4 protein-coding genes are annotated in these 24,018 nt (G+C 60.4%); all 4 read left to right on the top strand.

Annotation, left to right across the window (positions count from 1 at the left end; translation table 11 throughout):
* Positions 1 to 171: 171 nt before the first annotated feature.
* Positions 172 to 16,989, top strand: coding sequence for an amino acid adenylation domain-containing protein (locus ACUZ9P_RS09005; protein WP_449249446.1), 16,818 nt, complete (start codon positions 172 to 174; stop codon positions 16,987 to 16,989).
* Positions 16,989 to 20,519, top strand: coding sequence for an alpha/beta fold hydrolase (locus ACUZ9P_RS09010; protein ID WP_449249447.1), 3,531 nt, complete (start codon positions 16,989 to 16,991; stop codon positions 20,517 to 20,519). The genes ACUZ9P_RS09005 and ACUZ9P_RS09010 overlap by 1 nt, the downstream gene beginning before the upstream one ends.
* An 855-nt stretch (positions 20,520 to 21,374) precedes the next feature.
* A complete protein-coding gene (locus ACUZ9P_RS09015; RefSeq protein ID WP_449249448.1) occupies positions 21,375 to 22,280 on the top strand; it encodes an HDOD domain-containing protein in 906 nt (301 codons plus the stop codon).
* Positions 22,281 to 22,350: 70 nt separating this feature from the next.
* Positions 22,351 to 24,009, top strand: coding sequence for an EAL domain-containing protein (locus ACUZ9P_RS09020; RefSeq protein WP_449249449.1), 1,659 nt, complete (start codon positions 22,351 to 22,353; stop codon positions 24,007 to 24,009).
* Positions 24,010 to 24,018: the final 9 nt, after the last annotated feature.

Below are 24,018 nucleotides of genomic sequence, written 5' to 3' on the forward strand. Positions count from 1 at the left end.
CGGATACAGGTTATTGCTGAGGAAATGCATTCAATATCCGGGTTTCGGTCTGTTCGTGAATTTACGGCAAAAACTGTCCAAAGTATATGTAAAACTTGCTAATATGCAGGCTGTGAGCTATTTTGCCCACCATGTTGCACTAAGCGCATTAAAGCCGCAGTGGGGGACGGAATGGCAAAGATTGTGCCTTTAACCGGGTGTCAAAAAGAACTGTGGCTCTCTGCAAAAGCGGCGCTGTCCGACTATGCCGAAACCTCCATTCGGGGCTGTTATCGCATTGACGCCCTGCTCGATCCCGATCTGTTGCGTCAGGCCATCAAGCGCACGCTGCATTTCACGCCTCTGCCCGCCGCCTCCCTGTGCCAGGATGAAGCCGAACCGTATTTTCTTGTGGGCGAACCGCAGGAGCCTGATTTCAGGGTTCTGGACGCCGCTGCGCAGCCAAATCCCGCCGCCGCTGCCGACCGCATGATCGACGAGTTTTTTGAAGAACCGGTCGAAAATCCCCTTATGCGCTACGCCCTTGTCATCACTGGCGAGGCAAGCTGCATCGTAGCCATGAAGTGCTCGCACGTGGTGCTGGACGGGCTGGCGTTCTTTTTTCACATAGCTGTTATTGCGGACGTTTACACAGCCCTCGCGCGCGGTGAAACGCCAGACCTTGGCGAGCCGTGCTCCTGCGAAGAAGCCTACCTTGAAGATCAGGCGCACTGCGCCTCGCCGCGTTTTCAGAAAGACATGGCCTTTTGGCAAGAACACCTCTCCCGCCTGCCAGAAAAACGTTTGCTGCGCGCCCTGCCGGGGCGGCCCGATGTGCTTGGCGAGAGCCGTCACCAGAAGTTTGTGCTGTCAGAAAAAGCCTCGCGCGAAACATCTGCGCTCATTGCCGCCCACAAGGTCAGCCCCGCAGTGTTTTTTACGGGCATCTACGCACTCATTGTATCGTTCATGAGCGGAGAAAAGGACATTGTGGCTCTTGCCCCCGTGGCCTACGGGGAACGCAAGGTGCTGTACCGGCGGCAGGGGGCCATGATGTCGCTGCCGCCCCTGCTGGTGAACGTGGCCGCGCACGATACCTTTGCCGAACTGCTGGAAGCCGTCAGTGCGCAGAACGGCTCGTTTTACCGCCATGTGCGCACGCCTTACCAACTGGCTGCCCGCCAGCTTGAAGGCAAAAATTTTGCCTTTCTGGCAGACACCTTTGTCAATTTTCTGCCCAATACGCCTCCCGGCACACCGGAATTCCCCATTGTCGAGGCGGAGCAGAGGCACAGCGCCAAGGAGCCGATTCTTTTCGGCACACTGGTTATGCAGGAACTGCGCTCGGGCTGCTTTTCGCTTACGGTGCGCAACAGCCGCAACCACCTGAGCGACAGGGATGTGGAGCGTTTTGTCGCCCGCGTTGAGAGCGTAGTGGCCCAGCTTGCCGCTGGCATTGAGCCGCCGCAGCTTGACTACCTGCTGGATGAAGAAAAGCGGGAACTCGCGCAATGGCGCAGCGGCCCTGCCAGAATGTACGATATCCGTTCCTTGCCGGAACTTTTTGACGCGGCTGCGGATGCCTTTGCCGAGCGCGTTGCCGTCAGGGACGAATGGGGCAATGCCCTTTCGTACGCGCAGGTGCGGGAAAATTCCCTGCGTTGCGCCTCGTGGCTGGCTGGGCAGGGCGTTACCCGGGGCGGCATTGTGGCGGTGGCGGCGCAGCGCACAGCCAATCTGCCCGAAGTTGTGCTTGGCATACAGCGGCTTGGCGCAAGCTATCTGCCCATCGACCCCAAGGCCGCACCCGACCGCATGGCTTATATTGTGGAAGACGCCGGGGCAGACATCACTCTTGATCTGGCCGACCTTACCTACCGCCAATCCCCAATAACGCCCTTGCCGCAAGCGCCCCGGGTAGAGGATGGAGCCTACCTGATCTACACCTCCGGCTCCACGGGCAAGCCCAAGGGTGTGCTGGCCCCGCACGGCGGCTTTGCCAACATGATTCAGGGGCAGATCGAGCTTTTTGGCGTACAGTCCGATGACCATGTGTTGCAGTTTGCGCCGCCCATTTTCGACGCCTCGTTGTCGGAAATGTTCATGGCTCTGCTGGCTGGGGCCGCCCTGTATCCGGTGAGCGACCAGTGCCGCAACGCGCCCTGGACGCTGCGGCAGTACATGATTGATAACGACATAACCGTTGTCACCCTGCCGCCCTCGTACCTCAATCTTTTTGAGGGCGAGCCCTTCCCTGGCTTGCGAGTGCTCATAACGGCGGGCGAGCCGCCGGTGGTGGGCGATGCCCTGCACTATGCCAAGGGCCTGCGTTATTTCAACGCCTACGGGCCCACGGAAACCTGCGTCTGCGCGGCCATGAAGGAAGTTTTGCCCTTTGAGCCGCAACCCATCAGCGTGGGCAACCCCATCCCCAACGTGACGCTTTCCATCCGTAATGGCGAGGGGCGCGAGATGCCCGCAGGCATGGCGGGCGAACTGTGGATAGGCGGGGCAAGCCTTGCCATCGGCTACCACAACAAACCTGAAATGACGGAGCAGCGTTTTATCCACCTGCCGCAGGAAGGAAACACCCGCTTTTACGCGTCCGGCGATCTGGCCTTGTGGTCGGACAGGGGCGAAATCCTGCTGCTGGGCCGCGCTGACGATCAGGTGAAGATTCGCGGCAACCGGGTGGAGCTGGCCGAGGTGGCCTGCCTGCTTGAAAGCTGTGAAAGCGTCAGTCAGGCGGCGGTGCTGGCCATCAAGGATGCGGGCGGTCAGGCCAGCCTTGCGGCTTTTTTTGTGCTGCGGCCCGGCGCATCCATAGAAACGGTGGTTTCGTGGAGCAGAACAAGTTTGCCGCCCTACATGGTGCCCTCGGCCTGGCACGTGCTGGAAGCCATGCCCCTTGCCCCCACAGGCAAGATAGACCGCAAGGCTCTGCAAAATATTGCACGGCGCGGCGAAGCGCAGGGCGGCAGTGACCGTAAGCCCCATGCTGGGCTTCTGGAGATTTTTGAGCGCGTCCTTGGCCGGGCCTATGATCCCGAAAAAAGCTTTTTTGCCCAGGGCGGCAACAGCCTTAACGCCATGTCGTTGCTGCATGCCATCCGCAAAACTTTTAACGTCGATATCTCCTTCCGCAGTTTTGTCAGCTGCGAAACGTTGTTTGATGTGGAAGCCCTGCTTGGCGGTGTTCGTGCGGAGTCGGCCCTTGCGGGCATTGAAAGCGCGCCGCTCAGCACCGGGCAGTTCCGCATCTGGGCCTACCAGCAGGTGAACGAAGGTTCCATTGACTACAATATGCCCCTGCTGCTTGAACTGCGGGGCGACAGAACAGCGGATTTTCTGGAAGGCCTGCGCAGGGCTGCCAACGCGCAGGAGCTTTTTCACTGCACGGTGGCGGGCGATATAGACAATCCCCATTTTGCGAGGGGCAAGGGCGAGGTCTACCTGTGCAGCGTGGCCATTGCCGATGCGCGCGAAGCAGCGGTATTTTTTGACCAGCAGATACACACGCCCTTTGATCTGCGTGTGGAGCCGCCCGTGCGCCTTGTGGCCGCAGTTTTGCCGCAATGCGTTCAGGTGCTGGTGCTGGTGCACCATGTGGCGGGCGATGGCGAAACCCTTGAAATTCTGTTGCAAAATGCCTTGCGTTATTTGCGCGGCGAACCTCCCGTGCGCGGTCTGCTGGCTGTGCAGGAGGCTTTTTGCCGCAGGCAGGCCGCCTATGCAGCATCGCCAGCCTGCGCAGATGATGCGGCCTACTGGCAGGAGGTGCTCACGCCGCCAGTGCCCACGGTGAATCAGGCGGCAGGAGCCGCCAGCCGCAAGGGCGCCATGATCGGCGTTGATCTTGAGGCGGAAACCGCACAGGGATTTGAAATTCTGGCAAAAAATTCTGGCGCGAGCGTGCTGGCCTGCTTTGTGGCCTTGGCGGGGCGCGCGCTCTGCCGCCGTTTTGAAAGAAAGGAACTGTTGCTGGGTGTGCCCATGGGGCTGCGCGAAACGCAGGACGAATTCTGCGCTGCCGGGTTCTACGTCAACACCGTCCCCCTGCGTGTGCGCCTTGACGCCCTTGAAGACAGCGCCGCCGTGGCCGATGCCGCCCGGCAGATGCGCCAGGCCATTGAACACAGCCGTTATTGCGCTGCGGATATCGTACCCGAATTTTTGGCAACACATGCGCATTTTGAACCTGTGGGTGTTCCGGGGCTTGAACTGAACCGGCTGGAGCTGGAATTGCGGGCCAGCAAGCTCACAGCCAGCTTTACCCTCGTAACGGGCACGGCTTCGCGCATTGTGCTGGAGTACGACGCGGGTTGCATAGCCGATGCCCCGGCCCTGCTGGATGATCTGGCGCAGAGCATGCGCCGCGCCTGCGAAGGCCTTGCCCGGCGCAATCCCCGGCAGGTATTGGCCGATGCCTGGCGCGAGATTCTGCACCCCGGCAGTTCCAGCGCAGTGCAGGAAGAAAGCGACTTTTTCCGCGATGGCGGCGATTCCATCAAGGCTATCCAGATAACGGGCATTCTGCGCCGCAGCGGCATAACCGCCCTGAGTGCGCCGGATTTTTTGCGCAAGCCCCACTTTGGCGATCTCTGCACCCTGCTGGAAAGCGCCGACAGCGAGCTTTCTGCAGCGCAGGCGATGGACTACACACCTGTTATCCCCGGCGAACGGGTTCCCCTGCTGCCCTTTGCCCGCTATTTCCTGAGCGCGCATCCCAGCCACTGGCGGCAGTTCTTCATGATGCTGCCGCTGGAAATCCGCGCGGATGTGCCAACGGCGACCATTGAAGCATGGCTGCAAACCCTGCCGGAAAATCATGAATCCCTGCGCATGGCCTTTGCGCCGGATCATGCCGTGCTGCTGGCTGAGCCGCAAAAAATAATCCTGCACTGCCGCGATTTCTCCGACACTGTGGAGCAGACAAGCCTGCTGCGCGAGGCGGTGGGGGAGATCACGGCGGGCCTTGATGCAACATGCGGCAAAACTCTGGGGGCCATGCTGGCCCGGCACGGCGAGAGGCGCTTCTTGCTGCTGGTGGGGCATCATCTTGCACTGGATGCGCTCTCGCTTGAAACCCTGCGGCAGGGCTTGCTCCATTATTGCCGTACCGGGAAAGTCCAGCGCGAAGCGCACGGCCTTGCCCTGCGCGCCCGCGAGGTTGAGCGCTTACGCGCTGGCGGGGTATTCCCTTCTGCGGCGCAGCGCGCCTTGTGGCAGGCTGCCTGCGCCGAACCATGTGTACCCTTGCGCGCCCTTTTGTCCCAGAGCCGAAACAGGAGCCGGGACAGGGCTGCCAGCCGTGCCCGTCTGGCGGCGCAGCTTGAGGGCTTCCGGCTGGAATACAGCACCGATGCCAAGGCCGATCTGCTGTCCGCTCTTGCCTGCGCCCTGCATGCTCAGGGGCAAAAGGGGGCGGTGCGCGTAACGCTTGAGAGCCATGGGCGCGATGAGCTTTTGCCGGGCTTTGACGCCAGTCGCAGCCTTGGCTGGTTTACGGCAGTCTGCCCCATGTCGCTTGAGCCTGCCCTGAACTACGCGCAGGCCCGCGAAGTCCTCGGCCCATGGCTGGCGCAGCATTTCAGCCCGGAAAACTGCAATGCCTATGGATATTTGCGGCAGGAAAACCCGGCTGAATTTGGATATACGGCCCACATTGCCTTTAACTATCTGGGGCGTGTGACGGGCCATCCTGACGAAGAGGCCTCCCTGATGCTCTCGGCTCTGGCCCCGGGGCTTATCCCTGAACTTGTCCACGCCGATATGGAGGCGGATGCCCCGCTGGAGCTTTCGGTCTTCTTTGATCAGCAGGGTGTCCTGCACCTCGGGGCATGGTTCAGCCCTCACTGTCTCCCGTATGATTGGGTTTTCGGCTTGCTCCAGAGCTGGCTTGCCGCCCTGAAGACCCTGCCCGCCTATCTGCCGCAGCAGACCCTGGACGCCATTTTTGCCGCCTGCGGCTGCCATGCGGACGAAGTGGAGCGCATCGCGCAGCCGGATGCCGGACATGCGCCCTTGCTGTATCAGTCCCTGCTTGCGCAATCAGGGGTTTACACCCAGCAGGTGGAATTTCATTTTCGCGGCCCGGTGGATATTTTTGCGCTCATGCACGCGTGGGAAGCGCTCACTGCGCGGCACGAAAGCCTGCGTTCGCTCTTTCCCATGCCTGTGGAGGGCGAATTTTACCGCGTGGTGTTGCTCAAGGGCCGCACCAGCCTTGAGTTCCACGACTTCTCCCATTTGCCGGAGGCCGAGGCCGAGGCGGAAGCGCAGGCCCTGCTGCGTGCGGAGCGGCAGCGCGGCTTTGACGTGCAGCGCGGCCCCCTGCTGCGGGCGCGGTTTTTCCGCCGGAGTGGCGATCGCGTGGTCATGAGCTGGTGCTTCCACCATCTGCTTATGGACGGCTGGTGCATGGGCGTACTGCTGCGGGAGCTTTTTGCCCTGGCCGGGGGCAAGGCCGGGCCGGAGAACAGCCGTTTGCCGGAGCCTTTCCCGCTGGAAATCTATTCCCGCTGGCGCGCGCAGTTTGATGAACGTGCGGCGCGGGCCTACTGGGCCGGATTGTTGCAGGATTTCAACGGGCCGACCGGGGTTGAGCTGGCCCAGCCGATTTCCCGTGCTGCCGCCTCCGGGGAATTTGACGAGCCGCAGACAGTGGAACTGGATCTGGACGCCGCCCTGAGCGCCAGCCTGCAAGAACTGGCAAAAACGGAGGCGGTGACGCTCTCCGCCCTTGTTCAGGCCCTGTGGGCCATTGTGCTCGGCAATGCCAACAATGGCTGCCGCGATGTGGTCTTTGGCGTGGTTACTTCCGGCCGCCCGGCGGAGCTGGCGGGCATTGAGTCCGCCGTGGGGCTGTTTATCCAGACCTCGCCACTGCGCGCGCGCTGGGCAGCCAGCGATTCCCTCTGTGCGCTGTTGGCCCATGTGAAAGAGCAGAGTCTGCAACAGATGCGCTATGGCTATGTGCCCCTGGCTACACTGGGCAGAAATCTGCTCGACCACCTGATGGTCTTTGAAAATTATCCTGTGGATACGAGTTTTGATCACAATCGTGTTGAACTGTGCGACATGCGCGGTTTTGAAAAGCTGCCTTACGCTCTTGGCATTTCGGTTATTCCCGGCGTGAATCTGCGTTTCCGCTTTTTATATGATCCCGAGCGGTTGCCAGAGGAGAGGGCGCTTGCCCTACGCAACGCGCTGCATGCCGTGCTTGCGGCAACGGCTTCAGGGGCCGCGCGTACTTGCCTTGCGCTGGAAGAAGCGGCGAACAACGCGTTGGCGGACGCAGAAAGGCCCGTCGGAGAGCAGGACGGAGCAGAGCAGTGCGTTGCAGAAAATGCGCCTGATAACGCTGCCGCCACAGCCGTGCAAGCCCAGGCCCCGCAGGCGCTGGATGTGGTGGATCTTGCGGAAACCGTGCGCGCGGCCTATGTCGCCGTGCTCGGTTGTCCTGTGGATTCTGTGGATGCGGACTTTTTCCAGCTTGGCGGCCACAGCCTGATAGCCATGAGCTTGCTCTCGCAGTTGAGCAAAAGCCTCTCTGTGGCGGTGGGCATAGAGGATGTGATGGGCTATCCCAGCCCGCGCGCCTTGGCCTCCCGCATTGGCAGTCTGGCAAAGTCGGATGCTGTTATTCCGCGAGTGGAAGGGCTTGCAGCCTACCCCCTGTCGCCGGCCCAGCAGCGTATCTGGTTTCTGCAAAAGCTGCATGAGGGCGGTCAGGTTTATGTGATTCCCTTTGCGGCCCGGTTGCGCGGCCTCGTGGATGCCGTGGCCCTGCAAAAGGCTCTTACCCTGCTTGAAGAAAGGCACGACGCCCTGCGCCTGCGCGTGGCGCTGGATGCGCCGGAGCAAAGACTTGCCCCTGCTGGCGGCCTGCGGCTTGAATGCTACGACACTCCCCTTACCGATGCCGCCTATCTGGGCATGAGCCTGCCTCTGGGGCCGGAAAGGCCCTTGGTGCGCGTGGCCCTGTTCCGGCAGGAGGACGGCAGCCATGCGCTGGTGTTTTGCTTCCATCACATCATTTTTGACGGCTGGTCGGCGGAAGTTATCACCCGCGAACTCAACGAAGCCTACGGCGCTGTGCTGCAAGGCAGCGTGCCGCAGTGGCGGCCCCTGGAGCTGGATTTTGCAAGCTACGCCCTGTGGGAATCGCAGCGGGAGGCGGAAGGTCTTGAGCAGATATGCAGCGACCTCGCGCCGCTGCCGGAACGGCTGCGCCTGCCGCTGGATTATCCCCGCCCGGCGGTACAGCGTTTTGAAGGGGCAGTGCAGAGCTTTGATCTTGGGCTTGAGCGCAGCCACGGCCTCAAGGACTGGGCCTTGCGGGCCGGGGTAACGGTATTTCCCGTGCTGCTTGCGCTGGTGGATGCCTTTTTGCTCCGCCATACCGGGCAGGACGACATTATTGTGGGCTGCCCTGCGGCAAACAGGGAGCATGAGCAGGTTCAGGGAGTTGTGGGCCTCTTTGTCAACACCCTCGCAGTGCGGGCGCGCATGAACGCGCAGGGCGACTTTGCCGAACTGGCGCGAACAGTGGATGCCGCGTTCAGAAAATCATTGTCCGCGCAAAGCTGTCCCTTTGAAAAAGTCATCGAAGCTGTGGGAGTAGAAAGGAACGCCGCGCGCAACCCCCTGTTTGATGTATTTGCCGCGCTGGAAGGCGCAAGCTGGAATGATTTTGACCGTCCCCCCCTGTGCATGGAGCCTCTGCCCCTGCCGCACCAGTGCAGCAAGTTTGACCTGAGTTTTTACTTCAGGGAGCGGGCAGACGGCGGCTATACGGTGGATGTGGAATACTGCACCGAGCTTTTCAGCCCGCAGACAGTCCGCCGCATGACCGAGCGCCTGCTGACCCTTGCGGACGCCGTGCTGGCTGATGATGCAAAGCCTCTGGTCGAGCTGGATATCCTGCCAGCGCAGGAGCGCGCAGAACTCGCCAGTTTTAACGATACGGCAGAACCGCTGGATATCGCCGCCGACATGGACAGCCGTTTTCGCGCTCAGGCTGCCCGCACCCCCCAAGCCCCGGCAGTGCTGGACGCCGCAGGCACGGCTGTTTCCTACGCGCAGTTCAACGCGCAGGTGGATGCCGTGTGCGCGTGGCTGCAAGGGCATGGCGTGGAGCGCGGTCAGTATGTGTGCGTGTGCTTTGAGCGCTCGCCCGCAATGATGGCCTGCATTTTTGCCGTGTTGCGGCTTGGGGCCGTCTATGTACCGCTTGCCGCCACCTTGCCCGCCGAGCGCATGCGGTCTGTGTTTGAAGACCTCGGGCAGTGCGCGGTGCTGTGCGAGGCGCGCTTTGCGGAAGCCTTCTGCCAGAATGGGCAGAATGGGCAGTACGGGCAGCGCGTACTCTCGCCTGATTTTGAGGCGCTGACCGCTGGCGCGCAGGTGCCCGGCGGTGTTCCTCATTATGAAGCGGAACCGCTGCCGCCGGATTCCCCGGCCTACGTGATCTTTACTTCCGGTTCCACCGGGCAGCCCAAGGGCGTGCCTATCGAACACGCCAGCGTTGCCAACCGTCTGTTGTGGATGCAGTCGCGCTTTCCCATCGGGCAGAGCGATGTGGTGCTGCAAAAAACCACTATTACCTTTGACGTGTCGGTGTGGGAACTGTTCTGGTGGGCGTGGCAGGGCGCGGGCATTGCCCTGCTGGAGCCGAATGCGGAGAAGAATCCCGCCCTCATCGTGCAGGCCATTGAGGCCCGCCGGGTCACGGTGCTGCATTTTGTGCCGTCCATGCTGCGGGCTTTTCTGGATCATCTGGAGGCGCACCCCGGCGATGTGCGCAGGCTGCGGTCATTACGCTATGTGTTCACCAGCGGCGAGGCTCTGCCACGTGAACTGGTGGCGCGGTGGAACGCCCTGACGCATGCGGATCAGTTGCAGGTGGAACTGCACAATCTCTATGGCCCCACCGAGGCTACCGTGGACGTGTCGTGGCAGCCCTGCCTGCACACGCCGCCCCAAGCTGTGCCCATTGGCCGCCCGGTCAGCAATACCCGGCTGTATGTGCTGGATGCCTGCAAGTTCCCTGTGCCGCTGGGCGTAACGGGCGAGATCTATATCTCGGGCATTCAGGTTGCCAGAGGCTATCTGAACCGGCCAGACCTCACGGCCCAGCGTTTTATGGATGATCCCTTTGCCCCCGGCAGCCGCATGTACCGCACGGGCGATCTGGGGCGCTGGCTGGCCGATGGCAGCATTGAATACCTCGGGCGCAACGATGATCAGGTGAAAATTCGCGGCTACCGCATTGAGCTTGGCGAGGTCGAGGCTGCACTTGGGCGCTGCCGGGGCGTGTCGCAGGCCGTGGTGCGGATGGGGCGCATTGGCGAATACGCGGCGCTTGAGGCATTTTTGCTGCCGCAGGGCGGCGCACGCCTTGATCTGGTTGGCATCCGCGGGGAGCTTGCTGCCCTGTTGCCCAACTACATGTGCCCGTCCCGCTTTTTTGTGGTGCAGGATATCCCGCTGAGTCCCTCGGGCAAGGCCGACCGCAAACGTTTGCAGGGCCAGCCCCTGCTGGCGGGTGGAGAAAAGAGCGCCGCCCCCGCTGCACACGGCCCGGATGCATTGCAGACAGGTTCGCGAACAGGCGAGGAAACTGGCTCGGAATCCGGCGTCTCCACCACGCAGATCGAGGCCGTGCGCGAGGTGTGGCGGCAGGTCATGCCGGAAGTGGAAGCGGGGCCTGATCTGGGATTTTTTGACGCGGGCGGCAATTCGCTCCTGCTGGTGCGGCTGCACACCCTGCTGGACAAACAGTGGCCGGGAGTATTCACGCTGGCGGGGCTTTTTTCAGAAAGCACCATCCGCGCGCAGGCCGCCTTTATTGCGCGGGCGCAGCATGCTGGCAGCAGCATTGCAACTTGCCGCGCAACCACTGCGCCCATAGCCATTATCGGTATGGCCGTGCGCCTTGGCGACTATGCCGATGTGCAGAGTTTCTGGCGTGATCTTGCCAGAGGCGCGGACATGAATATCCCCATGCCCGAAAAACGGCGCGGCGAAACGCGGCAGATATTTGATGCCGTGGGTCTCGCCTTTGACGATGCCCGCCTGCGCGAGGCGGCCTATCTTTCGGATATTTCATCCTTTGATTACCGGCGGTTCGGGCTTTCACCCAACGATGCCAGCCTGCTTGACCCGGCGCAGCGCGTGTTTCTTGAAACAGCCCTGCGTGCCCTGGACGATGCGGGCTACGGCGGCAGCGCACTGGAAAACGCAGATGTGGGCGTTTTTGTGGGCGCAAGCCCGGTGCGTCTGTTCCAGACTGCCGTAACGCGGGCCTTTCCCGATTTGGCGGAGCAGACCTACCTGCTCAATGTGCCTTCCAACGTGCTGGCCCGCCTGAGCTACATGAAAAACTGGCACGGCCCAGCGGCCAGCGTTGATACGGCCTGCTCGTCCGTGCTTGCGGCCCTGCATCAGGCCTGCCGCAGCCTGCACGAGGGCGAGTGCGCCGTGGCCCTTGTGGGCGGCGCGCATGTTATTGATCTGCCTGTAAAGGCCGATGCGGCCTTTGCCATTGAGTCTGTCTCTGGTCGTACCAGAACCTTTGACGCCGGGGCCGAAGGCGTTGGCGCGGGCGAAGGGGCGGCGGTATTCCTGCTCAAGCCGCTGGATGCCGCACTGCGCGATCATGATGCCATACATGCGGTGATCCCCGGCAGCGCCGTCAATCAGGACGGCAAGTCCTCCAGCATGGCCGCGCCCAATCCCGAGGCGCAGGCCGAGGTCATTGACCGCGCTGTACGGAACGCGGGCGTCTCGCTGGCGGACATCCAGTTTTTTGAGGCCCACGGCACGGCGACGGTTCTGGGAGACCCTGTGGAAATCGAGGGCCTGCGCAGGGCCTTTGCCCGGCAGGGTGCGCGGCGGGAGCAAAAGGCGCTTATCGGTTCAGTCAAGGGTAATCTGGGGCATCTGGATGCCGCCGCTGGCGCTGCTGGCCTTGCCAAGGCCGTGCTCTGTCTTGAAAACGGCCTTGTGCCGCCGCAGCCGCATTTTGAACGGCCCAATCCCCATATTGATTTTGAGGCCGCGCCCGTGCGCGTGGCGCAGATGCTTGAGCCGCTGCCCCCGCAGGAGCGGCCCTGGCGTTGCGGCGTCAGTTCCTTTGGCCTCAGCGGCGTAAACACCCATGTGATTGTGGCGGAGCATCAGGCGGAACCTTTGCCGCAGGACGACGGGCACTGGCAGTGCGTTGTGTTTTCCGCCCCGGACGAAACCTCGTTGCAGGACTACGCCAGGGCGGTCGCGGCGGCTGTGGCGCGCAACGAGGGCTGGCCCCTCCATGCCGTTGCCGCCACCCTCATGACCGGGCGGGATGCCCTGCCTGTGCGCGCGGCGCTTGTGGCGCGTTCCCGGCAGGAACTGCTTGAACAGCTGGACGCAGGGGTCACGGGTATTGCCGTGGGCAATGCGGCACGCCATGACAGCCGGGACGGCATGGAAAATATGCTCCCCGGCGCATTCTTTGTTTCGCAGGAAGCGGCGCAAGCAGCCGCCAGCGCCTATCTTGCCGGGGAAAATCTGGCGTGGCCCGCAGAAAGGCCCGTCTACAGGGTACATCTGCCCGCAGCCCCCCTCGCCGCCGCTACATTGTGGCCGCGTTTTGCCGCGCACTTTCTTTCCGAGCCTGTCATGACGCCTGCCGGAAAGGCCTTTGCCCTTGCCGTGGACAGGCCGGATTTCTGGCCTGCGGCGGAGCACAGGCTTGAAGGCACTCCCTTGCTGGTGGGCATGAGCCTGCTGGATTGTCTGGGATGGATTGGCGGAGCCGCCCCTCTGAGCCTTCACGATCTGCGCTGGCGCAAACCCGTAACCTGCGGCCCCGGCTGTCGCGCGGTATTGTTGGCGCAGGAGCAGGGCGATACCCTTGCCGTGGAATTGCACCACTTTGAGCCTGCCTCCAACAATGTTGGCGGAGTTTCCACTAAAGGACAGACCACAGGCACATGGAGCGTGGCCGCCAGCGGTCTGGTGCGCAGCGGGATTGCCCGACCTGCGGCGTTGAACCTGCTCACTTTGCGCGAAAGCCTGCACGAAATAGCGCAGCAAGATACGCCGGAAGATTCGCCGCTCATGGTCAGCGGGCGGTGGCAGTGCCGCAAGGCGCTCTGGGGGGCGGAGGACGGCAATACTCTGCTGGCAGAGCTGTGCCTGCCCGAGTCCTATCGGGCGGATTTCAATACCTTCCGCTGGCATCCGGCCATGATGGACATTGCCGCAAGCCTTGCCCTGCGCGGCGCTTACGGTTTTGTGCCCGCTGGCTGCCGCATGGTGCGACTCCACAGCCCCCTGACTGCGCAGGCCTTTGCGCTGGTGCGCATCACCGACCGCCAGCAGGGCATGATTGTGGCCGACTGCACGGTGACGGACGCCTCCGGCCAGATTGTTGCGGAACTTGAAGGGATGACCTTTATGGCCCTGCGCAAGGGGCAAACTGCTGGCAAATCCGGCCCGGATACGCCGCAGAGGCATCCTTTGCATCGTGACCAGCCGCAGCCGGAACTGTACGCCATTGGCTGGAAACAGGCCGATCTGGAAGGTTGTGTTGCCGGGCCGCAAAACATCATGCTGCTTGGCGGTCAGGGTAGCCTTTTGGGTGAAGCCCTGGAGCCGCTTGCCCATGCGCACCGCCCCTTGCCCTTGCAGGCGGATGAAGCCCGCGCTCTGGCGCATGAAATTCTGGCTGGCCCCACAGATCATCTGCTTTGGCTGCCTGCATCACAGTCCGGTGTGCAAAACGACACGTGGCCGCTCTGCGCCCTGCTGCAAGAGATTTGCAGCGGCGGGCTGCGCCGCCCCCTGCGCGTCACTGTTGTGGGCCGCGGGGCTTTTGCGCCGGATGCCCCTGCCCATGAACCGCATCAGGAGTCTTTGCCGCAGGGCGCATTGTACATGGGGCCGCTGCTCTGCCTGCCGTGGGAAGAACCCAGGATTTCCTGCGCCTATGTGGAGCTTGAGGAGCAGAACGCAGCTTCCGTAGCGGCCCTTGCGGCCAGCCTCGGGCTGGTTGACGGGCCGTATGTGGCGGCTTGCAACGGCACTGTGCGTGTGCGTGAGCTGGTCAAGCTGCCGTCTGCGCCTGCCGCAACTGCCACGCCTGCCATCACAAAGAACGGTTGCGTGGTGATTACCGGCGGCCTCGGAGGCATGGGCCAGACGCTGGCGCGCCAGATTCATGAACGCCACGGCGCGCACGTGGTCTTGCTGCACAGAAGCAGCCAGTTGCCGCCCCATGCGCTGGAGGGCGTGCCCTTTGCCGCCTTCCGCTGCGATGTCACGGATGCCGCGCAGGTTGAAGAGGTTTTTGCAAAAATCCGGCGCGAGGTCGGCCCTGTGCAAGGCGTCATTCATACGGCTGGCGTGGCTGGCAGGGGCTATCTGCTGACCAGCGACAGGCAGGGATACGAATCCGTGCTGGCCCCCAAGGTGGCTGGTGCCTGGAACCTGCACAAGGCGACCCTTGCCGATGATCTGGCCTTCTTTGTGTTGGCTTCATCGCGCACCTCCCTTGTGGGCGCGCCGGGGCAGAGCGACTATACCGCCGCCAATGCCTTTTTGAATGCCTTTGCCCGGTATCGCCGTCGCCTTGGGCTGCCCGCACTTTCCATCAACTGGAACACATGGTCGGGTGTGGGCATGGCCGTTCGCGAGGGGCTTGGCAACGGGCCGGAGGCCGCAACCATGCTTGCGCCGCAGCAGGCCCTTGCCGTGCTTGAGGCCGCGCTTGCCAGCGGCGAGGAGCTTGTGGCTGTGGGCATGACGGGCGAAAATGCAGCGGATTTTGCCCTTAACGGTCTGCCCAGGAGCGAGTTGCCCGGCAGCATGTTGGGCGGCGCGTCAATCAGCGGCGGAGCGGCGCAAGGTAATGCCCCGCAGGCGCAGCCCATGGGCAATGCCGATCATTTCGATGGGGCAGCCCTGCTTGAGATTATCCGCGATTGCCTTGGCTATGACAGGCCCCTGACCAGAGAGGACGACTTTTTTGATCTGGGCGGTGATTCCATTGCCGCAACACGCATTGTGAACCGGTTGGACAAGGAGGCGGGGCTTGCCCTCGCTGTGGCGGATCTGCTGGAAAGCGATACCCTCGGCGATATTGTCGACTGCGCCCTTGCCTCGCGCAAACCAGCGCAGCCGCTGCAAAAAGCCGAGGAAACAACGCCAGTTCTGGATAAGTACCCCGTGGGCAACGAACAGCTTGCCATCCTGTATGCCGACATGGTCAGCGAGGGCGATCTGGGTTTCAACCTGCCAGCATTCCTTGTGATGCCGCCCGATGCGGATGCGGCGCGGCTTGAAAGGGCCCTTGCCCAGCTTGTGGAGCGGCACGAGGCGCTACGCACGAGCTTTTGCGATTTTGAGGCCGAGCGCCCGGCCATGATTATTCATCCCTTCACCGGGTTTACCCTTGAAGAAAGGCGCATCCCCGATCTTGCGCACAAGGATGACATTATCCGGCCCTTTAACCTGCGGAACGAAACGGGCTTTCGCGCCAGTCTGCTTGTGACTGATGCGGGTGAAAAAGTGCTGTTCCTCGATGTGCACCACGCCCTTGGCGACGGCAGAACCATGTCGCTGCTCAATGTGGAATTGTACCGCCTGTATCATGGGCTGGAGCTTGCGCCTGTGACCGCGCAGATGAAGGATATCGCCTGGCAACAGGTCACGCATCCCGATGCCGAAGCCGCAGCCTACTGGCAAAATATTTACAAGGGTGAATTACCCCGGTTGGATCTGCCCGCATCGCATGCCCGCCCCCGGGTGCATACGGGCAGGGGCGGCACGTATGAATTTGACCTCGCGCCGGCGCTTGTGCAGGCCATCAAGAGTTTGGCCCGCAGGGAAGGGCTGACCAACTATCAGGTTTCGCTCTGCGCCTGGAGCCTGCTGGCACATGCCTATACCGGCTCGCAGGATATTGTGGTCGCTGTTTCAATGGACTCGCGCGGCGAACATCTCAACACGGCGGGCATGCTGGCATCAGTGCTGCCGCTGCGTTTCAGCGTGGACCCCTGTCAGCCGCTTTCCGCCCTGTTGCGCGCTACGCGGCAGGTAAGCAACGAGGGTATGCGCCACCGGGCGTACATCCTTAACAGCCTGCTGGCCGACCTCAGGCAGACCGCATGGCCAGACAGATCGCCCCTGTCAGAGATCATTCTCTCGTACATGAACTTTGAATTTGCCGCCGAAGGGCAGGGCCTGTTTGAATCCCTGCGGTTCAGCAAATTCTCCAGCAAGACGGATCTTTCCATCTTTGTGAGCGATATTGGCGAGAGCATAAGCATTGCCCTTGAATACTACGCAGACCTGTTCAGCGAGGCCGACGTGCTGCGCATGGCCCGCGATTATGTGTGCATTCTTGAACTCATGACCACCGCGCCTGCGGACGCGCCGCTGCGCTTTACGCCCACCGACCTGCCGTGCGCCGCTGGCGGCAGGGTCAGCCTTGAGCAGTGCGAGGCCTTGGCCCCGGCAGCCGTGCGGCAAGGCATTGAGGCAGTGGCGACGGGCAAGGGCGCATCTGCCGAGGCTGTGCTGCTTGCGGTGTTTGCTGTGCTGATGGGCAGGGTGACCCAGCAGGAGCTATTTGTGGTGGAGGTGCCGCCAGAGCGCGCCATCAGGTTCAGCATTGACGACAATATGGAGTTTGAAGAACTGCTGGCCTTCACGCAAAAGGGGCTGACGGATAAGGCTGGTATGGGTGATGCTGACCACGGGGACTCTGGCCTTGCTGATGATGGCATGCCCCTCATGCAAAGCGCCCTGCGTTTGGGTTTTGCATTTGCGCGGGGGGGTGCCCCCACACCCGATGCGCAAGGCAATGGTTACGGCCTGTTCTGCTCGGTTCGGGAACAGGAGGAAGGTCTGGCCCTGTATTTTGCGTATGATCCACAGCAGGTTGTAGCGGAAACCGCTCAGGACTGGCTGACCTATTACGGGAATTTTCTTGAAGGCATAATTGAAGGGGCGGCATGATGAAGTTATCGGATTTTTCCTTTGCTGTTCCTGCAAAAAAGTCTGCAACACACGAATCTGCCAGTATTTCCGGCTCCAGCTCGCTAACTGCGGACGGCATGCAGGCGGGAGGGGAGTTTGCCAGCCTTGAGCACCTGTTCCGCAGCATTGCTGACGCACGGCCAGAAACCCAAGCTCTGACCGGGGGCGGCCCTGGGCTGAGCTTCAGGGAGCTGGACGTTTTTTCGGAGCGCATTGCCCGTTTCATCCTTGCGCAAGGTTATGGGCATGAAGCTGTGGTGGGCGTGTTGTGCGCGCGCGGTGCGGTGTATCTGGCTGCGGCCATTGGCGTCATGCGGGCTGGAGCAGTGTATCTGCCCGTGGAGCGCGAGCAGCCGCAAAGCCGCAAAGAGGCCATGCTGCGGCCTGCAAGCCTGATTATTGCCGACAGTGCCTGCCTGCGCGAGGCCGAGTATTTTCACTACAGAAATCCCGGCATCCGGCACGTGCTCTGCCTTGATGCGCAGGACTATGACGATGCCGCCGAAAAAGGCACAGGCCTTGTAAGCACGGAATACTGGGAGCAGGTGGCGCAGGCAGGCAGCGACATGGGCTGGAAGAGTGACTTTGACGCCGCCCCCTGCCCGCAAAGCGAACTCGCGGCCTTGGCCGCTGCCGTGCTTGAAAAATGCGGGCTGGCTCACAGTGCAGAGGCCCATGGCGCGGAGGATTCCCGCGCAGGCCGCAAGGTGCTGGATGTGGGCAGCGGGTCTGGCTGCGTAGCGCAGGCGCTTGCCGGGGCCGCGCAGGAATATGCGGCGGTGGATCTGGCCCGCAATGAACTCAGCCGCCTTGCCCGTTTTGACGCTGCCGCCAGGGTGACGCCGTATCGTATGGAAGCGGCGGACATACATTTTCTTGAAGGTCAGGCCTTTGACGTGGTGGTCATAAACGGCGTGGTGGAAAATTTCCCCGGCTACAACTATCTGCGCAGGGTGCTGAATCACGCCGTGGAGATGCTCACGCCTGACGGCCTCGTTTTTGTGGGGGCGGTGCGCGATCTGGATTGCCGTGATGATCTGCGGGCCGCCTTGCAGGCCCATGCCCTTGCCACTGGCGATCAATCCGGCCTGCTGCGGCTTGATGCCTCTGCCGAGCTGTTTGTTCCCCGCCAATTCTTTACCGAGTGGGCGGCGCGCTGCCCTGTGCCGGTGCAAGTGACGTTCTCGCCCTGCGTGTTGGACCAAAACCATGAGCAGAGTCGAGTAGATGGCGGCGAGCAGCGCGGGCCGCAGGCCTTCCGCTATGATGTGGTCATCCGTCCCGGCGGCAGTTGTCCTCAGGTTCCGGTTTCGCGGTTCGGGGCGCAGTATCTGCCGCCTGTGGGCGGACAAGCCCTGCCTCCATGCGAGCCATCTCAGGCTGCCTACATCGTGTATACCAGCGGTTCAACAGGCACTCCCAAGGGGGTGGTGGTAGAGCACCGCAACCTCATGCATATTTTGCGCGCCCTGCGGCCCTATGCGGCGGGCTGCGAGAGCGTGGGGCTGGTTGCGCCCCTGTCGTTTGACGCCTCGGTGCAGCAGTTGGCTGTGTCTGTCTTCAGCGGCAAAAGCCTGCACGTGCTGTCGGACGAAGAACGCAAGAACCCCTCGCTTTTCTGCGCCTGCGCGCGTGAGCGCGGGCTTGACCTGTGCGACATGACGCCCGCATTTTTCAACGTGCTTACAGACTGGCTTGCCGAGCAGCGTCAACCCTTGCCGCTCAAGGCCCTGCTGCTGGCGGGCGAAGTGCTGCGGCCCGATGTGATCCGCAAATTTTACGCCATCCCCGGCAACGAGGGCGTGGTGCTGTTCAATGTGTACGGCCCCACGGAATGCACGGTGGACAGCAGCGCCTTTCGCATAGATATGGGCAACCATCAGGATTTTACCGCCTATCCCATTGGCAGGCCGCTTGAAGGCGTGCGCATCTGCGCGATGGACAAAAATTGTCAGGAGTTGCCCGATTCCGTCACTGGCGAACTGTGGATTTTTGGCGATGGCGTGTCGCGCGGCTACCTGAACAACGCCAGCCCCGGCGCGTTTGTGGAAAAAGACGGCCAGCCCTGCTATCGCACGGGTGACAACGGTTATGTGCAGAACGGCCTTGTTTTTTACCGTGGGCGCGAAGACCAGCAGGTGAAAATACGCGGCAACCGCGTGGAGCTTGGCGAGGTGGAAAAGGCCGTGGCGGGCTTTCCCGGCGTGCGTCAGGTGGCGGTGGTGGCGGATATCTTCCGCGCCGGGGAGGAAAAGACCCTCGCCGCCTATGTGGTGGGCGATGTGGATATGGCCCTACTGCGCGGATACCTCGAGCAACACCTGCCGCCGTACTGCGTGCCCGCCTATTTTGTCCCCATGATGGAGCTGCCGCTTTCGCTCAACCGCAAGGTAGACAAAAAGGCTCTGCCGTCACCCTTGGGCGGGGTGGAAATTCAGCGCGGACGCGTGCCTGCCGGGCCTGTAGAAGAAAAACTGGCCGGGATATGGAAGCGCCTGCTGGGCTTTGAAATCACCGATGCCGATGCTGGTTTTTTCAGTCTGGGCGGTCACAGCATTCTTTCCATCAGGCTTATTGCCATGATTGAAAAGGAAATGGGCGTGCATGTGGCTGTGAATGAGCTGGTCACGCATTCGAGTATTGCGCAGCTTGCGGCCCTGCTGGCCGGAAAGACCGAAAAGCGGGAAAGCCCTGTTATCCAGCTGCAACACTGCGCGGGCGGCAAGAATCTTGTGCTGTTTCATCCTGTTGGCGGCAGTGTGTTCTGCTACAGCGACCTCGCGCGCCTGCTTGGCGGCAAATATACGGTCTATGCTGTTGAGGCTGCTGGTTTCAGCCAGCGCCGCACGTCGCTTACCACAGAGCTGCACACGGTTGAAAGCCTGGCGGAGTATTATCTGGACGAAATACTCAAGGTCGAGAGCCGCGATATCATCTGGGGCGGCTGGAGTTTTGGCGGTCTGCTGGCCTATGAATGCTCCCGGCGGTATGCGGCACTGGGCAACTGCAGCGAGCCTGTCATCATTCTTGATACCGTGGCCGACAATACCCGCGCAAAACAGATGGCGGCCAAGGACGACATCGAACTGTTGCAGCTCATTTTGCAGCAAGGTATGGCCTTTGACCCCGTAAAGCTGCGCGCCATGTCGCGCGATCAGCAACTGGGCTACCTTGTGGAATGCGGGGAGAAAAGCGGATTGTTGCCTGCCGGGTTCAGCGCCGTGCAGATGGACAACCTGCTACTGACCTATCGCGGCAACACCCTGGCGGCTGCGCGCTATGAGCGGCCAAACCCTTCAGACTGTAAACTGCTGCTGGTGCGCGCGCTGGATTTTGCAAGCAACCCCCAGATAATAATGAATGATGACTACCAGGGCTGGGGCCGCTTTTTGAAAAAGGAAAACATTACGTTGCGCTGGACGCAAGGCACCCACGAATCCATGCTTTCTGCTGGCCTCGCCGCAAACGTGGCACAGCTCATTCTGGAGTATCTTGAAGGTGAAAAATAGCCGGAAATGTTTTCTATAAAAAGTCTAGATATCATCTTGGAGAATTTCTTAACAATGTTGTAAAACTGTTGTCTGTGAAAAATGAGAGTTGTTTCTATTTAGAGCAGGTGCGATACCCATTTTGCAAACTGCTTTTGCACGTCATTTGCGCCAAGAAATGCTTTTTCTGATTCAGTGAAATTTTTTTTTCATTTTCCCCTAAAGTTTTTGCTTGAATTTTATGTTCCGGAATGAAACAGTCGTCCTTACGCTTGCAAGGCTGTTTTTTTCCGGTATTTTTTTTATTTTGCCGCCCCAGGCTTGGGTGGCGTGCGGCAACGCGCAGAAGTTGCCCCTTGAACTCCAAAAGTCTGTTAAGGCAACAGCCTGTCAGGCAAGCAGAAGGGCGCTGCTGTGTTTTGTCGCCCCCATTTTGCTAAGTGCGCATTGGGGACTTGCTTTGCTGGTACATGTGCAGCGTTGAAGTAGTGGCTGTATATATTGGTGCGTAATTGTAATTATTTATTCTTGCACAACAGTATTCATATAATCGTTTTATGTGTGTTGTGGGGTTTGCCTTTTATTTTGCATCAAGGCTCTTATTTTTATTCAGTTCTTTTGCCTGATTATTGTAGGATATGGCATTGCGGAGTGTGGTCTCGTGTTGATACCTTCTTGTTGCCAATAAATAAATATCTGATTTCATATCAAGCTGCGCCGATTTTAAGGTTCATTTGGTATTAGTTATTAAAGATTACAGGCTATTGTCTTTGTTCTGGGTTTTCGTATATGAGAGGCTTTGAGTTCAGGCATCTGCCTGGGCAAGTTGTGTTACCGTGCGCAGGGGCAGTGCAAACCCTAGCTCAGGATTTTGCCATGCAATCTCAAAAAGAGTCCAGGCTGTTTTTGCAAAAGCTTTTGCAAAATCCGCCGACGCTTCCGTTTGAACCCAAGCTGCTCCCCCTGCTGTTTGCGGTTACCCAGGAAGGCTCCAATGCCTCGGTGCGCTCGGTCGTTGCACTGATTGAAAAAAGCCCACGGCTCGCAACACGTGTGCTCACTGTGGCCAATTCGGCTGCGTATGGGCTTGAATTCAAGGTTTCTACCCTGCAAAGAGCCATCAGCATCATGGGCCTGCGCGAAGTGCGTCTGCTGGTGCTTATGGTGGGCATGTCGTCGTTTATACGCGAGGCCCAGCTTCCCAAAAGTTTTGATACTGCTGCGTTCTGGAAGCACCTGCTTTCTGTGGCAACCATTGCCCGAACCCTGGCGGATGTGCTCGGCGGAGATAACGGCGTATGCGGAACCTCTGCCTGCGCTGGCGAGCGCCTGGTTATGGTGCCGGACGAGGCATACATAGCTGGCTTGCTCCATGATGTAGGCAAGATTTTTTTTGCTGCCGCACGGCCAGACCTCTGGGAAAAGACGGCAGAAATGGAACAGGCCGAAGATTGCGGCAGTTCCGAGGCTGAAACAGCGCAGCTCGGCATGGACCACGGGCTTATTGGGGCGGCAGTGATGCACCAGTGGAAGCTGCCTCTGGTGCTTACCGAACCCATAAACCTGCACCATTCGCCCGAACTTGCCACAACGTATAAAATGGAGGCGCGCCTGCTTGCTGCGGCCAACGCCCTGGCGCATTGCAGCCATGATGCGCTCATGCTGAGGAGCAAGGCGGGCGAACACCTGCCCGATGGGTGCGATCTTGATGCCGTGAGCGCGGCTGTGCTTGAAAGTATGGTCAGAATACAGGAAGCCGGTTTTGCTGAGCTTGATGCATAGCCCGTGCGTGGGCCTGATGCCGCATTTGTTTTTTTCAACTTTTCTTGAGGCTCACATTTGAGGCGCGCACATGGATATTGAAACCGGCCTTGATAATCTGCTGCGCGGGCAATTCGACGCTGCGCTGGCCGAATTTGAAGGCTGCGGGCAGCAGCCCACAGCAGAGAAACTGTGCGAGCTCACGCGGGCCTGCGCTGATCTTTCTGCCTATGCGGCGGCACTGGCAGAGGGGGATCTGTCTGTCCGCCCGCCCAAATCCTGCCGTCACTTTTCCACGCACCTTGAAAGCCTGCACGCCAAGCTCAAACGTCTGGCGCGGCAACTGCTCATATTCAGCGCGGGCTACCCCATGCCTGCGGTTGACGATATGGGCGACCTCTCTGACGGGCTGACCTTTCTTATCAATCAGGCGCAGACGTGCAAAAAGCAGGTCGAGCACGACCAGAATCATGATGTGGAAACCGGCCTCATGAACCGCCGGGCCTTTGTGCGCGGCGTGCGCGAAGCCTTGCAGATGCAGCCCGGCAAATTTGGCGTACTGCTTTCGTGCGGTCTGGACAATCTCAAGTACGTAAATGAGTCGCATGGGTACGATGGGGGCGATCTGTACATAAGCAAGGTGGTTGAAGCCTTGCAGATGTGCGAAAATGACGCAGTGCTGCTGGCTCGCACGGCAGGCAGCGAATTTGCAGTGTTTGCCCACGGTTTTGATAATGAAGAAAGCGCCTTGCGTTTTGCGCAGGATAACCGCAAAACCCTGCTGAACACCACCATTGAACTGCCCAATGAAGTTGTGCGTATACGCGCCTCGCTCGGGGTGGCCGTGTATCCCAGCGATGCCATGACCGGTGATGTGCTCATGAATTATGCCAGCCACGCCATGTTTGAAGTGCAGAACTTCAATCGCGGCACGCTCATGCGGTTCAATCCAGAAGTTTACCGGGCCAAGGCCAATATCCTGAGCCGGCAGGAACGTCTGGACGAATTGCTTGAAGGCCAGCTGATCCGCTTTGCCTTTCAGCCCATTGTGAGCCTGAAAGATGGCTCAATTTACGGTTATGAGGCGCTCATGCGCTCCACAACCCCGCATTTTGCCTCGCCGCTTGATGTGCTGCAACTGGCAGAGGCGCAGTCAAAACTGCCCCAGCTGGAGTATATGACCTTCAGGATGATTTTTGACTGGATGGGCAAAAACCTCCCTTCGCTCGGCGCCAGAAAGATATTTTTCAACGCCATTTCCGCGCAGTATCTGGATGCTCGGGAGCTGCGCAATCTGCACCCGCGCTATGAAGACATAAGCCGCAACATGGTGTTTGAAATCATAGAAACCGCCAGCAGCGAGGAGGGCCTTGCCCAAAAGGTGCGCGAGCTGCGCACGGAGCTGGCGGCCTTTATCGCCATTGACGATTTTGGCTGCGCCCACTCAAATGCGCTGCGGCTTTTGAATATTTCGCCCGAGATTCTCAAAATCGACAGTTTTTTTATCCGCGCCATCCACAAGGCGCCCGCATCCAAGAGGGAATTTCTTTCCAATATTCTTGTATATTGCCGTTCAAAGGGCATTCTCACCGTGGCGGAGGGAGTGGAAACCCACGAGGAACTTGCCAGCGTTGTTGCTCTGGGTTTTGATCTTGCTCAGGGCTTTTATCTGGCAAGGCCGGAATTTGCTCTGCAAGAGCTTGCACCAAGCCAGATTGAAGAAATCACCGCGCTCAAGCGCACTGTCTGATTCTACTCT

Source organism: Desulfovibrio intestinivivus, assembly GCF_053570665.1.